This is a genomic window from Geodermatophilus sp. CPCC 206100 (genome assembly GCF_048569675.1).
In the GTDB taxonomy this organism is placed as follows: Bacteria; Actinomycetota; Actinomycetes; order Mycobacteriales; family Geodermatophilaceae; genus Geodermatophilus.
In genome coordinates, this window is record NZ_JAQISV010000037.1 from 67,387 (window position 1) to 80,584 (window position 13,198).

Here is a 13,198-nt window from a genome sequence, read left to right on the forward strand (position 1 = left end):
GATGCTGCCCGTGTGTCCGTTTCCGCAGGCCGGTAGGGGGTTGGCGGACCCGCCGCCGGTCATGGATAGTGACCGCGGTCTCTCGCCCGACGGAAAGTGAGCGCATGAGCATCCTCGGTACCCGCGTGGTCCGCACGGAGGACCCGCTGTTCCTCACGCGTGGTGCGACCTACACCGACGACCTGGTCGACGACCGGCTCGCCGGTGCGCTGCACGCCACCTTCGTCCGCTCCACGGTCGCCCACGGCCGCGTGCTCTCGGTCGACGCCTCCGCCGCCCGCGAGGCGCCCGGGGTCGTCGCCGTCTACACGGCCCAGGAGTGCACGGACCTGACCCCCATCCCGGCCGGCCTGCCGATGGTGCCGCCGGCCATGCACCGGCCGTGGCTGGCCACGGACAAGGTGCGCTTCGTCGGCGACATCGTCGCCGTGGTGCTCACCGAGGAGCGGTACCAGGGCGAGGACGCCGCGGAGCTGGTCGCGGTGGACATCGACCCGCTGCCCGCCGTCGTCACCACCGCCGACGCGGCCCGGAACGACGTGCTGCTGTTCGAGGAGGCCGGGACCAACGTCGCGGCCGAGTTCGGCGGGCCGCCGCCGGAGGACTTCTTCGCCGGCTGCGAGGTGGTCGTCCGGCAGGCCATGCGCAACCAGCGGGTGGCGCCCGTGCCCCTGGAGACCCGGGCCGCGGCCGCGGCGTGGGGCGAGGACGGCCGGGTGACCATCTGGTGCACCAACCAGGGCGCCCAACAGGCCAAGGGTGAGATCGCCGGGTGGCTGGGGGCCGACCCCGCGCAGGTCCACCTGATCACCCCGGACGTCGGCGGCGGCTTCGGCGCGAAGATCGGCGCCGACCCGGAGTACGCGTTCGTCGCGTGGATGGCCCAGCGGGTGGGCCGCCCGGTCCGGTGGACGGAGAACCGGTCGGAGAACCTGCTCGGCATGCTGCAGGGCCGCGGCCAGGACCAGGTGGTCACCATCGGCGGCCGCCGCGACGGCACCATCGAGGCCTACGCCATCCACGTCGACCAGGAGGCCGGCGGCTACCCGCGGGTCGGGGTCATCCTCCCGACGCTCACCATGCTGATGGCCTCGGCGACGTACGCCTTCCCGAAGGTGCACGCGTCGGCGCGGGTGCTGGTCAACAACGCCACCTCGATCGGGGCCTACCGCGGCGCCGGCCGCCCGGAGGCCACCGCCGCCGTGGAGCGGGCCGTCGACATGTTCGCCACCGAGATCGGGATGGACCCGGCCGAGGTGCGTCGCAAGAACCTCGTCCCGTCCTTCTCCGAGCCGCACACCACGCCGTCGGGGGCGACCTACGACTCCGGTGAGTACGAGGCGGCACTCGAGAAGGCGCTGGAGGCCGCCGGCTACGGGGAGCTGCGCGCCGAGCAGGCCCGCCGCCGGGAGCGCGGCGACGTCCGCCAGCTGGGCATCGGGCTGTCGACCTACGTCGAGATCACCGGCGCCGACACCGGCCTGGGCGCTGCGGAGTCCGCAGAGCTGGAGGTGCACCCGGACGGGACGGCGACGGTGCTCACCGGCACCTCGCCGCACGGCCAGGGCCACGCCACGGCCTGGGCGATGCTGGCCAGCGACCAGCTGGGCATCCCGGTCGAGAAGATCACCGTCCTGCACGGCGACACCGACCGCATCCCGCGCGGCGGCGGCACGATGGGCTCGCGCAGCCTCCAGCAGGGCGGCGCGGCCGTGCACCAGGCGGCCACCGAGCTCGTCGAGCTGGCCAAGCAGCGGGCCGCCGAGCAGCTGGAGGCCGATCCGGCCGACCTCGAGGTCGACCTCACCTCCGCCGGTCTCTCGGTCCGCGGCACCCCGGGTGCGGGCATCACCTTCGCCCAGCTCGCCGAGAACGAGCCGCTGATCGTGCAGACCCGGTTCGAGGCGGCGGCGCCGACCTTCCCGTTCGGCGCCCACGTCGCCGTCGTCGAGGTCGACACCGAGTCGGGCAAGGCCGAGCTGCAGCGACTGGTGGCGGTCGACGACGCCGGCATCATCGTCAACCCGCTGCTGGCCGAGGGGCAGCGCCACGGCGGCTTCGCGCAGGGGGTCGCGCAGGCGCTGCTGGAGGAGGTCCTCTACGACGCCGACGGCAACCCGCAGACCTCGACCCTGGCCGACTACCCGTTCGTCTCCGCGACCGAGCTGCCCAGCTTCGAGCTCGTCGACATGGCCACGCCGACGCCGATCAACCCCCTGGGGGCCAAGGGCATCGGCGAGGCAGGCACGATCGGCTCCACCCCGGCCGTCCACAACGCCGTCATCGACGCGGTCTCGCACCTCGGCGTCCGGCACATCGACATGCCCACCACCCCGATGAAGGTGTGGCGGGCCATCCAGCAGGCCCAGCAGGGAGGCAGCAACGCATGAAGGTCTCGATGACCGTCAACGGCCAGCAGCGCACGGACGAGGTGGAGCCCCGCCTGCTGCTGGCGCACCACCTGCGCGACGTCTGCGGGTTGAAGGCCACGAACATCGGCTGTGACACCACCTCGTGCGGGGCGTGCACCGTCGTCGTCGACGGCCTGACCGTCAAGTCCTGCACCGTGCTGGCGGCGCAGGCCGAGGGCGCGCAGGTGACGACCCTGGAGGGCCTGGCCGGTCCGGACGGCGAGCTGCACCCGATGCAGAAGGCGTTCCGCGAGGAGCACGGCCTGCAGTGCGGGTTCTGCACGCCGGGCATGGTGATGGCCGCGATCGGCGTGCTGGCCGACAACCCCGACCCCAGTGACCGGGAGGTCCGGGAGGGGCTGGAGGGCAACCTCTGCCGCTGCACCGGCTACCACAACATCGTCCGGGCGGTGCAGTCCGCCGCCAAGGCCGGCCCGGCCGCCGGTCAGGTGCCGCAGTCGCAGGAGGTCGCGCGATGACCGAGCTCGCGAGGGCATCAATGGGCACAGCATCCCGGGTCATGCACCCGACGAGCGCCAGCGAGGAGTGGGCATGATCCCCGGGCCGTTCGAGTTCGTCCGGCCCGCGTCGGTCGAGGAGGCGATCGCCGCCCTCGTCGAGCACGGGGACGACGCCAAGATCATGGCCGGTGGGCACTCGCTGCTGCCGATCATGAAGCTCCGGCTGGCCATGCCCGCCGTGGTGGTCGACATCAGCCGGATCCCCGGGATGTCCTACGTCCGGGTCGAGGGCGACGAGGTCGCCATCGGTGCGGGCACCCGGCACCACGAGCTGGAGAAGGACGCCGTCGCGGGGGCCGAGGTGCCGATCCTGCCGTACGTCGCCAGCCAGGTCGGCGACCCGCAGGTCCGTCACCGCGGCACGATCGGCGGCACGGTCGCGCACAGCGACCCGGCGTCCGACCTGCCGACCGCGCTGCTGGCCCTGGGCGGCACCGTCGTCGCCCAGGGGCCGGAGGGGCGGCGCAGCATCCCGCTCACCGAGTTCTGGCTGGGCTTCTTCGAGACCGCGCTGGCCGAGGACGAGGTGATCGTCGAGATCCGGGTGCCGCGAACCGGGTCCGCCGGCTGGGCCTACGAGAAGTTCACCCGCCGCGCCAACGACTGGCCGATCGTGGCGGCCGCCGCGGTCGACGGGCGGGTGGCGCTGGCCAACATGGCCGGGACGGTCGTGCGGGCCACCGCCACGGAGGAGGCCCTCGCGCGGGGCGGCTCCATCGAGGAGGCCGCGGCGCTGGCCGACGAGGGCACCTCGCCGGGCGCTGACATGCACGCCGACCAGGAGTACCGCCGCCACCTCGCCCGGCTGCTCACCCGCCGGGCGCTGGAGAAGGCCGCCGGCGGAGCCGCAGCCGCCGCCTGAGAGAGGACCCCCTGCCCCCCACCGCTCGCAAGCTCGCGGCGGGACCCTGCAGGGAGCCGGACGCCGCCGGGATCCGCGAGGACCCGGCGGCGTCGATCTCAGCCGGCGGGGGTCAGCATCCCGGCGCCGACGGTGGCGTTGGTGGCCTCGTCGACCAGGATGAACCGCCCGGTCACCCGGTTGCGGCCGTAGTCGTCGACGAACAGCGGCTGGGTGGTGCGCAGCCGCACCCGGCCGATGTCGTTGAGCCCGAGCTCGGTGGCCTCGCGGTCGCGGTGCAGGGTGTTCACGTCCAGCCGGTAGGCCAGCTCCTTGACCATGGCCCGGACGGTGCGCGTCGTGTGCTTGACCGCGATCCGCTGCCGCGGGCGCAGCGGCTCGTCGGACATCCAGCAGACGAGCGCGTCGAGGTCCTGTACGACCTGCGGGGCGTTGTGCGGCCGGCAGATCAGGTCGCCCCGGGAGACGTCGAGGTCGTCGGAGAGCCGGATCGTCACCGACATGGGCGGGAAGGCCTCGTCGACCGCGCCGCGCGGGCCGTCGATGGCGGCCACCGTCGTCGCCAGGCCGCTGGGCAGCACCTGCACCTCGTCCCCGACCCGGAAGGTCCCGCTGGCCACCGTGCCCGCGTAGCCGCGGTAGTCGTGGTGCGCGTCGGACTGCGGGCGGATGACGTACTGCACCGGGAAGCGGGCGTCGGTCAGGTTGCGGTCGCTGGCCACGTGCACGTGCTCGAGGTGGTGGATCAGCGTCGGCCCCTCGTACCAGGGCGTGTTGGTCGAGTGCTTCACCACGTTGTCGCCGTGCAGCGCCGAGATCGGGATGACGGTCAGGTCCGGCACGGACAGCTTGGCGGCGAAGGCGCTGAACTCGTCGCGGATCGCCTCGTAGGTGTCCTCGGACCAGTCGACGAGGTCCATCTTGTTGACCGCGACGACCAGGTGCGGCACCCGCAGCAGCGAGGCGAGGAAGGCGTGCCGGCGGCTCTGCTCGACCATCCCCTTGCGGGCGTCGACCAGCACGATCGCCAGGTCGGCGGTGGAGGCGCCGGTGACCATGTTCCGGGTGTACTGCACGTGGCCGGGGGTGTCGGCCAGGATGAACGTGCGCCGTGGCGTGGAGAAGTAGCGGTAGGCGACGTCGATGGTGATGCCCTGCTCGCGCTCGGCGCGCAGGCCGTCGGTGAGCAGCGCCAGGTCGACGTAGTCGCCCTTGCTGGCGCGGGCGACGGCCTCGTACTGGTCCTCGAAGATCGCCTTGCTGTCGTAGAGCAGCCGCCCGATCAGCGTGCTCTTGCCGTCGTCCACCGACCCGGCGGTGGCGATCCGCAGGATGTCCTTGCGCGCGGTGGCGATCTCGGCGGCGTGCTCGGCGACCGGCGAGTGGACGTCGATGGGGTGGGCGGCGGTGGTGGGGTGGACGCCGGGCTGGGCGGCGGTGGTGGGGTGGACGCCGGGCTGGGCGGCGGTGGTCGGGTTCTCCACGGGAGCCATCAGAAGTAGCCCTCCTTCTTCCGGTCCTCCATGGCGGCGTCGCTGACCTTGTCGTCCCCGCGGGTCGCGCCGCGCTCGGTCATCCGGGTCACCGCGACCTCCGCGATGACCTCCTCGACGGTGGTCGCCTCCGACAGCACCGCCGCGGTCAGGTTGGCGTCACCCACGGTGCGGTAGCGGACGGTGGCGCGGAACGGCTGCTCACCGTCGCGGGGCCGGATGAACTCGTTGACCGCGTACAGCATCCCCTGGCGTTCGACGACCTCGCGCTCCTGCGCCAGGTACAGCGGCGGGATGGCGATCTGCTCGCGGGCGATGTACTGCCAGATGTCGAGCTCGGTCCAGTTGGACAGCGGGAACACCCGGATCGACTCGCCCAGGTGGATGCGGCCGTTGTAGATGTCCCACAGCTCGGGCCGCTGGTTCTTCGGGTCCCACTGGCCGAACTCGTCGCGGAAGGAGAACAGCCGCTCCTTGGCGCGCGCCTTGTCCTCGTCGCGCCGGGCGCCGCCGAACAGCGCGGTGAACCCGTGCTCCTCGACCGCGTCGAGCAGGACCGGCGTCTGGATGCGGTTGCGGGAGCCGTTGGGCTCCTCCTTGACCAGCCCGCGGGCGATGGCGTCGGGCACCGAGGCGACGATCAGCTCGACGCCGAGCTCGGCGACCCGCTTGTCGCGGAACTCCAGGACGTCGGGGAAGTTCAACCCGGTGTCGACGTGCATGACCGGGAAGGGGATGCGGGCCGGCGCGAAGGCCTTGCGGGCCAGCTCCAGCATCACGATGGAGTCCTTGCCGCCGGAGAACAGCAGGACCGGTCGCTCCAGTTCGGCGGCCACCTCACGGATCACGTGGATGGACTCGGCCTCGAGCGTCTCCAGCTGGGACAGCCGGTAGTCGGGGGTCGTCACGTGCGGGGGCTCCGGTCGTCGGGGACAGCGGCGTCGCGGGACATGGCTCGAACCAGCACCAACTGCACCGGTGCGGGAGGAATTCCGCCCCAGTGTCCGCCATGGCCGCGCGCCGGAGCGTGTGACCCCGCACTCACTGCCCCGGACGGAGGGCGTCCAGCAGCCGCGCGGCGAGCTCGGGGCGACAGACCAGCAGGTCGGGCAGGGACGGGTCCGGGCCGTTGTAGCGCAGCGGCGACCCGTCGAGCCGGAGCGCGGTCAGCCCGGCCGCCTGCGCCACGGCGACCGGCGCGGCCGAGTCCCACTGGTACATCCCGCCGGCGTGCACGTAGGCGTCGACCTCGCCGCGGACCACCGCGGTCACCTTGAACCCGGCCGAGCCCATCGGGACCAGCTCCGCGTCCAGGGCGGCCGCGGCCGTGCCGGCGACCGCGGGGGGCCGGGTGCGGCTCACCGCGATCCGCAGCCGGCCGCCGCCGGGGGAGGGGAGCGCCGGGGGCGGGTCGGTGACCAGCAACTCGCCGACCCCGGGCAGGGCGACGGCGGCCGCGCTCAGCTCGCCGCCGGACCACAGCGCCACGTGCACCGCCCAGTCCGGCCGGCCCTCGCCGTACTCGCGCGTCCCGTCGAGCGGGTCGACGATCCACACCCGGTCGGCGGAGAGGCGGACCGGGTCATCCACCGCCTCCTCGCTGAACACGGCGTCCGCCGGCCGGGAGGCGGCCAGCAGCCCGCTGATGGCGGCCTGCGCTGCGGCGTCCCCAGCGTCGCCGAGGGGCCGGCCGGTGAGCCGCCCCTCGGCGCGCAGCTGCAGGAGGGCATCGGCCGCCGCGCGGGCGGCCGCCGCGGCGACCTCGACGTCGGGACGGGCCGGGGCGCCGGAGTCGGTGTGCACGCCCGGACCGTAGCGAGGAGCCGGTCCGCTCAGGCGCCCGCCCCGTCGGCCGGCGCCGCGTCGCCCGGCGCCCCGTCGGCCGGTGCTGAGCCCTCCGGGGCCGGCCCCGACCGGGGCAGCCGCACGGTGAACGTCGCGCCGAGGCCGGGCGCGGTGTCCAGGTGCACCGTGCCGCCGTGCGCGGCGACCAGCGCGGACACGATGGCCAGCCCCAGGCCGGTGCCGCCCTCGGCGCGCGACCGGGAGGCGTCGACGCGGTAGAACCGCTCGAAGACGCGGGCGGCGTCCGCCGGCGCCATGCCGGGCCCCTCGTCGGCGACCTGGAGGACGACGACGCCGCCGTCCTCGTTGTCGGCGCCGGCCGGCGGCTCGTCGGAGATGCGGACGGTGATCGCGGCGGTCGGCGGGGTGTGCACCAGGGCGTTGGTGACCAGGTTGCCGACCACCTGGCGCAGCCGGGCCTCGTCGCCCAGCACGACCGGCACCTCGCTGAGCGCCTCGTCCAGGTGCAGGGTCAGCGGCCGGTCGGGCTGCACGGCACGGGCGTCGTGGACGGCGTCCCCGGCCACCTCGGCGAGGTCCACGGGGGTGATGGTGAGCGGGCGCTGCTGGTCGAGGCGGGCCAGTTGCAGCAGGTCCTCCACGAGCAGGCCCATCCGGGCGCCCTCGGACTCGATCCGCTCCATGAGCCGGCGGGTCTCCTCGGGACTGCCCACCGCGCCCTGCCGGTAGAGCTCGGCGAAGCCGCGGATGGAGGTCAGCGGCGTGCGCAGCTCGTGGCTGGCGTCGGCGACGAACCGGCGCATGCGGCTCTCGGAGGCGCGGGCCTGCTCCTCGGAGGCCTGCTGCGCCCGGAAGGAGTGCTCGATGCGGGCCAGCATGCCGTTGAGCGCGTTGGTGAGCCGGCCGACCTCGGTCCGCTGGTCGCCCGGCGGCACGCGCTGCGACAGGTCGCCGGCGGCGATCGCGCGGGCGGTGCGCTCGACGTCGGCGAGCGGCCGCAGGCTGTTGCGCACGAGCAGGTACCCGGTGCCGCCGAGCAGGACGAGCACGATGAGGCCGACGAACACCTCGATGCGGACCAGCCGGCTGATCACCCGCGCGTCGCGGCCCAGGTCGCTGGCGACGACGATCGTGTACCCGCCCCCGACGTCGTCGGCGATCATCCGCCAGTCGCCGCGCTGGGACCACACCGCGCCGGGGTCGCCGTCGGCGTCGCGCGCCTCCTCGGCGACCCCCTCGGGGTAACCGGAGGGTCCCGGCGGCGCGAAGACGACGGTGGGCTCCTCGGCGTCCGGGGCGAGGCAGGCGACGAAGTAGGTGTTGGGGATGTCCCGGTTCTTCCCGTCGAGGCAGGCCTCGTGCACCACGGGCGACCGCTCGGCCTGGGCCAGGACCCGCCGGAGCTCGTCGTCCTGCTGCCCCTCCAGGTACCCGTGCAACAGCTGGCTGGCGGCGAGGCCGGTCACCAGCAGGGCGAGGGTGACCAGCGCGACGAGCAGGGCCACCAGGGTGATCCGCAGGGGGAAGCGGGGCAGGCCCGGCCCGCTGCCCTCCCTCGTGCGCAGCAAGGGCCCGCTCACCGTGCTCCCAGTTCGCTTCTGCTCCTCGCTCGCCGGCGCTCGCGGCGGTGCTCGCGCCCCTGTCCGCTCACGCGCCGCGCGGCAGCCGCAGCGTGTAGCCGACGCCCCGGATGGTGTGCAGCAGCCGCGGCTCGGTGGTGTCGACCTTGCGGCGCAGGTAGGAGATGTAGGACTCGACGACGTTGGCCTCGCCGTTGAAGTCGTAGTTCCACACGTGGTCGAGGATCTGCGCCTTCGACAGCACCCGCCCCGCGTTCGCCATGAGGTAGCGCAGCAGCTTGAACTCGGTCGGCGAGAGGCTGACGACCTGGCCGGCCTTGATGACCTCGTGCGACTCCTCGTCGAGCTCGATGTCGGCGAAGGACAGCCGCGGCGCGTCGACCGTGCGCTGCGGGCCGTTGCTGCGCCGCAGCACCGCCCGGATCCGGGCCAGCACCTCGTCGAGGCTGAACGGCTTGGTCACGTAGTCGTCGCCGCCCAGCGTGAGGCCGGAGACCTTGTCCTCGGCCGCGTCGCGGGCGGTGAGGAAGAGCACCGGCGTGTGCCGGCCGCTCTCGCGCAGCCGCCGGACCACGCCGAAGCCGTCCAGCCCGGGCATCATCACGTCGAGGACGAGCAGGTCGGGCCGGAAGCTCGCGGCCATGCTCAGCGCCTGCTGCCCGTCGGCGGCGGTGGCCACCTCGAAGCCGGCGTAGCGCAGGCTCGCCGAGAGCAGCTCCCGGATGTTCGGTTCGTCGTCCACCACCAGGAGGCGGGCCTCGGGTGCCGCCGCCCCGCTCCGCGTGCCGGCCACAGCACCTCCCGTCGTACGCGCAGCCGTCGTCATGGTGTCAGGGTCGGTCCGGGATCTGGGCCGAGCCTGGAGGTCACCTGTGAGGAGTCTGGACGCCTCAGCCCGTGGGCGACATGGCCCGGCCGCGGCGCCAGTAGCCGATCGCGTGGTGCTGCGCGCGCCCGAGCCCCCACCGGCCGCGCAGGTCGGCGCGCACGGTGCGGACGGCGGCGGACTCCGCGGCCACCCAGGCGAACAGGTCCTCGGCCGCGGGCCGGTCGAGGGCGGCGACGGCGTCGGCCAGCAGGGTGCTCTCCCCGGGCGGAGTGCCGTTCCGGTGCAGCCAGCGGATCGCCACGCCCTCCGGCGCGGGGAGCGGCTGCTCCTCGTCCGCCCCGGCCACTTCCACCAGCGCGACGCCGCGGGTGGCCGGCGGTGCCTCGGCGAGGATGCGGGTGATGGCCGGCAGCGCCGTCTCGTCGCCGGCCAGGAGCAGCCAGCCGGCCGGCCGCTCGCCCAGCGGCCCGCCGCCCGCGACGGCCACCACCGAGCCCGGCCGGGCGGCGGCGGCCCACGCCGCGGCCGGCCCGTCCCCGTGCAGCACGAAGTCGATCTCCACCTCGGCGCGGCCGGGATCCTGCCGGCGGGCGGTGTAGCTGCGCAGGCTCACCCCGTGCGACCCGGTCGGCCACACGATCCGGCCGTCCCTCGCCACCGCCGGCCAGCGGGGCGCCGGGTCGTCCACGCGCGGCACGAGCAGCGAGATCGTCGGCCCGGCGGCGGCCACGGCCTCCGGCGTGCCCGTCAGCACCACCCGGCGCACGGACGGCGTGACGTCGACGATCGCCTCGACCGTGAGGACGTCGACCGGGCGGGTGGCGTCGGGGGCTGTCACGGCCGACCAGCCTAGAACGGGCCGACCCGGCCGACCCCGGGGGAATGGAGTCGACCGGGCCGGCGATCGAGGACGGGAGCACATCACTGTGCGTGATCGGTTCACCGGCACCCATCAGGGGGGATGTCCCAGCCGTTCCGTCGACGGCAACGCTACGTGACGCACCAGCGGACGCCAGTGCCCGCACGGGTGATCCGCCGCTCCGAACGGGTGATGTGTGTCGGGGGCTCCGGACGGGCAGGGGCAGGGGGACAACGTCCAGGACCGGGGAGCGAGATGGCCGAGGAGTTCAGCAAGGGGGACCACGTCACCTGGAACAGCCACGGCAACCAGGTGGAGGGCACCGTCCAGCGCGAGATCACGGAGGAGACCGAGGCCTCGGGTCGCACGGTCAAGGCCAGCCCCGAGGAACCGCAGTACGAGGTCGAGAGCGACAAGACCGGCAAGACGGCGGTGCACAAGCCCGGCGCCCTGCACGAGAAGTGACGAACGGACCCACAGGAGGGCGATCGTGAGCGAGACCGGAGACCAGTTCGCCGGCGTGTCGGCACGCAGCACCAAGCACAACCCCCGGCTCGACGAGGAGTTGCAGCACGAGATCCAGGGCATGCTCAAGGGCGAGCACGCGACCCGCTCGGAGGAGTGGCGTGAGGTCGAGCCGATCGCCGAGGGTGATCGGGACCTGACCGCCGACCCGGCCGGCACCCTCGTCGGTGGCACGCCCGTCGGCATGGACGCCGACGCGGTGGTGGCCCGGGCCGAGCTGGCCCGCTGGCTGGTCCGAGCGGACTTCCCGAACACCGGCCCGGACCTCGTCGAGGCGGCCCTGGACCACCGCGCCCCCGACGCGGTCGTCGACGAGCTGCGCCGACTGCCCGAGGGCGAGACCTACGAGCGGATCGGGGACGTCGTCCGGGCGCTCGGGTACCCGACCGAGACCTGATCGGCGACGGTCAGGAGCCGGTGCGCTCCGGCTCCTGACCGTCCAGGGTCGCCGGCCCGGTGGTCCCCCGCTCCTCGTCCTCGGCGATCTCCTCGGCGCCGCGCCGCCGGAACAGCCGTGACCCGGGGAAGCCCTTCACCACCTGGCGCAGGTCCTGCATGGTGTCGAGCAGGTCGTGCACGTCGGCCCCCACGTTGCCCAGCGAGCCCAGGACGGGCAGCACGTCCTCGTCCAGGTGGTGCATCAGCTGCGGCAGCCGGTCGATGAACGTGACCATCGCGTCGACCTCGGCCGGGTCGAGGGAGGCCGCCAGCCGCCGGACGGCCGGGGCCAGCGCCGTCAGGGGCTGCTCGTACGTCTGCACCAGCGGCGCGGTCCGGCCGATGACCGCCTCCGCCTGACCGACCGCTTCGTCGGAGCGCGTGATCGTGGCGCCGACGGCGGCGATGGCGTCGTCGGCCTTCTGCTGGGTGGCGCCGACGGCGGCGATGGCGTCGTCGGCTCTCTGCTGGGTGGCGCCGACGGCGGCGATGGCGTCGTCGGCCTTCTGCTGGGTGGCGCCGACGGCGGCGATGGCGTCGTCGGCCTTCTGCTGGGTGGCGCCGACGGCGGCGATGGCGTCGTCGGCCTTCTGCTGGGTGGCGCCGACGGCGGCGATGGCGTCGTCGGCCTTCTGCTGGGTGGCGCCGACGGCGGCGATGGCGTCGTCGGCCTTCTGCTGGGTGGCGCCGACGGCGGCGATGGCGTCGTCGGCCTTCTGCTGGGTCGCGCCGACCGCGGCGATGGCCTCGTCCGCCGACTGCTGGGTCCGGCCAATGGCGGCGATCGCGGCGTCGGCCTTGCGCTGGGTCTCCCCGACGCCGGTGATCGCGTCGTCGGCCTTGCGCTGGGTCGCGCCGACCGCGGTGATCGCGTCGTCGGCCCGCTGCCGGGTCGTCTCCGCGGCCCCGACGATGGCGTCCGCCCGGTCGACGACGCCCTCCACCCGGTCGACCACGACGGTCACCCGGTCCAGCAGCGTCTCCAGCCGGCCCACCACGCTGACCACCCGCGGCACCAGGGCGAGGGCCTCCGAGACGCCGTCCCGGAGTCCCTCCACCGCGGAGATGACGTCGGACGGCCCGGGCACGAACGGCAGCTTCACCCGGGGGACGCTACGGCCGCCGTCGTCCGGCCGCTGCTCGATCTCCGCGCGTCGTCGGGCGGAGCGGCGTTCCGCCCGTATCGTGGGACGACGCACCGCCCGCGCGCGGGTTCCGTCGCCTGCGCCCGTGCGGAGGGGACGGCGCGGGCCATGGTGACATGGGTACGACGATGGGAAGTCGACAGCGGTGGGGGACGAGCGGACGCGCGACGACGCGGAGAACGGCCGCGGCGCGGGGCGTTTCCGCGGCCGGCGCCGCCCGCCCGCGCAGCCAGCCGGCCGTGAGCCGATCACCGTCGAGCAGCTGATCGCCAAGCAGGGCAGCGAGGTCGGCCGCCGTCGCGCCGCCCGCACCGGCGAGATCCCCATCCCGCTGGCTCCGGGGGAGCAGCCTCCCGCGCACCGCCGCGGCCTGCCGCCCGTGCCGGGCGAGGACCCGCGCGCCTCCGGTCCGGAGGCCCGCCCGCCCCGGGAGCCGCGCAGCCCGCGCGAGGCCGTCCGCGGACCCGGCGACGAGGCCGCCCCCGGGCCGCGCGACGAGCCGCGCGGTCTGCCGCCCCTGCCCGCGGCCGACCGCGGCGGGGTGCCGTCGGCCGCTCCGCCGCGTGCGGGCCTGCCCCCGGTGCCGCCGTCGGTCCGTCCCTCCGTCCCCCTCTTCCCGCCGCTGGAGGACCGGCCCGGCTACCGCCCGTCCCGGCCGATCAGCCCCCTGCCGCCGATCCCCGGCCGCGACGTCGCGCCGGCCTGGCCGAGCACGCGCCCGTGGGAGTC

General features: G+C 74.6%; 12 protein-coding genes and 1 pseudogene. 6 read left to right on the forward strand and 7 right to left on the reverse strand.

Going from position 1 to position 13,198, the window contains the following annotated elements; genetic code table 11:
- The first annotated feature begins 104 nt into the window (after nucleotides 1-104).
- From PGN05_RS17440 to PGN05_RS17450, 3 genes are all read left to right on the forward strand, one after another.
- Nucleotides 105-2,390, forward strand: a complete 2,286-nt coding sequence (locus tag PGN05_RS17440; protein ID WP_419753827.1) for a xanthine dehydrogenase family protein molybdopterin-binding subunit — start codon at nucleotides 105-107, stop codon at nucleotides 2,388-2,390.
- A complete protein-coding gene (locus tag PGN05_RS17445; protein ID WP_419753828.1) occupies nucleotides 2,387-2,890 on the forward strand; it encodes a (2Fe-2S)-binding protein in 504 nt (167 codons plus the stop codon). Before PGN05_RS17440 ends, PGN05_RS17445 begins: the two co-directional genes overlap by 4 nt.
- Nucleotides 2,891-2,963: 73 nt before the next feature.
- The gene (locus PGN05_RS17450; RefSeq protein ID WP_419753829.1) at nucleotides 2,964-3,794 is read left to right on the forward strand and encodes an FAD binding domain-containing protein; all 831 of its coding nucleotides are present in this window, start codon (nucleotides 2,964-2,966) and stop codon (nucleotides 3,792-3,794) included.
- A 98-nt stretch (nucleotides 3,795-3,892) separates the two neighbouring features.
- On the opposite strand, the gene PGN05_RS17455 is transcribed toward PGN05_RS17450, so the two are convergent.
- From PGN05_RS17455 to PGN05_RS17480, 6 genes are all read right to left on the reverse strand, one after another.
- Complete coding sequence (locus PGN05_RS17455) at nucleotides 3,893-5,287, reverse strand: sulfate adenylyltransferase subunit 1 (protein WP_419753830.1); 1,395 nt, start codon at nucleotides 5,285-5,287, stop codon at nucleotides 3,893-3,895.
- On the reverse strand, nucleotides 5,287-6,195 hold the full coding sequence (gene cysD / locus PGN05_RS17460; protein ID WP_419753831.1) for a sulfate adenylyltransferase subunit CysD: 909 nt from the start codon (nucleotides 6,193-6,195) through the stop codon (nucleotides 5,287-5,289). The genes PGN05_RS17455 and cysD overlap by 1 nt, the downstream gene beginning before the upstream one ends.
- Before the next feature lie 133 nt (nucleotides 6,196-6,328).
- Nucleotides 6,329-7,090, reverse strand: a complete 762-nt coding sequence (locus tag PGN05_RS17465; protein WP_419753832.1) for an inositol monophosphatase family protein — start codon at nucleotides 7,088-7,090, stop codon at nucleotides 6,329-6,331.
- Nucleotides 7,091-7,119: 29 nt separating this feature from the next.
- Nucleotides 7,120-8,673: a sensor histidine kinase gene (locus PGN05_RS17470; RefSeq protein ID WP_419753833.1), complete on the reverse strand. Its 1,554-nt coding sequence runs from the start codon at nucleotides 8,671-8,673 to the stop codon at nucleotides 7,120-7,122.
- Between the two features lie 67 nt (nucleotides 8,674-8,740).
- Nucleotides 8,741-9,499: a response regulator transcription factor gene (locus PGN05_RS17475; protein ID WP_419753834.1), complete on the reverse strand. Its 759-nt coding sequence runs from the start codon at nucleotides 9,497-9,499 to the stop codon at nucleotides 8,741-8,743.
- 64 nt (nucleotides 9,500-9,563) lie between these two features.
- Nucleotides 9,564-10,340 (reverse strand): siderophore-interacting protein, encoded by a 777-nt coding sequence (locus PGN05_RS17480; protein WP_419753835.1) that lies wholly within the window; start codon nucleotides 10,338-10,340, stop codon nucleotides 9,564-9,566.
- 276 nt (nucleotides 10,341-10,616) lie between these two features.
- On the opposite strand from PGN05_RS17480, the gene PGN05_RS17485 reads away from it, so the two are divergent.
- Together PGN05_RS17485 and PGN05_RS17490 are read left to right on the forward strand one after the other, a co-directional pair.
- Entirely contained in the window at nucleotides 10,617-10,826 is a 210-nt protein-coding gene (locus PGN05_RS17485; RefSeq protein WP_419753836.1) for a DUF2945 domain-containing protein, read from the forward strand.
- A gap of 25 nt (nucleotides 10,827-10,851) precedes the next feature.
- A complete protein-coding gene (locus PGN05_RS17490; protein WP_419753837.1) occupies nucleotides 10,852-11,283 on the forward strand; it encodes a DUF2795 domain-containing protein in 432 nt (143 codons plus the stop codon).
- Between the two features lie 10 nt (nucleotides 11,284-11,293).
- On the opposite strand, the gene PGN05_RS17495 is transcribed toward PGN05_RS17490, so the two are convergent.
- Nucleotides 11,294-12,427 (reverse strand): hypothetical protein, encoded by a 1,134-nt coding sequence (locus PGN05_RS17495; protein WP_419753838.1) that lies wholly within the window; start codon nucleotides 12,425-12,427, stop codon nucleotides 11,294-11,296.
- Nucleotides 12,428-12,614: 187 nt separating this feature from the next.
- On the opposite strand from PGN05_RS17495, the pseudogene PGN05_RS17500 reads away from it, so the two are divergent.
- Nucleotides 12,615-13,198 (forward strand): annotated as a pseudogene (locus PGN05_RS17500) (LytR family transcriptional regulator); the annotation flags it as partial.

What these genes read in the sequence shown, in the direction of transcription:
- PGN05_RS17440 (WP_419753827.1), top strand. Translation starts at nt 105, where the DNA reads ATGAGCATCCTCGGTACCCGCGTGGTCCGCACGGAGGACCCGCTGTTC.
- PGN05_RS17445 (WP_419753828.1), top strand. Translation starts at nt 2,387, where the DNA reads ATGAAGGTCTCGATGACCGTCAACGGCCAGCAGCGCACGGACGAGGTG.
- PGN05_RS17450 (WP_419753829.1), top strand. Translation starts at nt 2,964, where the DNA reads ATGATCCCCGGGCCGTTCGAGTTCGTCCGGCCCGCGTCGGTCGAGGAG.
- PGN05_RS17455 (WP_419753830.1), bottom strand. Translation starts at nt 5,287, where the DNA reads ATGGCTCCCGTGGAGAACCCGACCACCGCCGCCCAGCCCGGCGTCCAC.
- PGN05_RS17475 (WP_419753834.1), bottom strand. Translation starts at nt 9,499, where the DNA reads ATGACGACGGCTGCGCGTACGACGGGAGGTGCTGTGGCCGGCACGCGG.
- PGN05_RS17485 (WP_419753836.1), top strand. Translation starts at nt 10,617, where the DNA reads ATGGCCGAGGAGTTCAGCAAGGGGGACCACGTCACCTGGAACAGCCAC.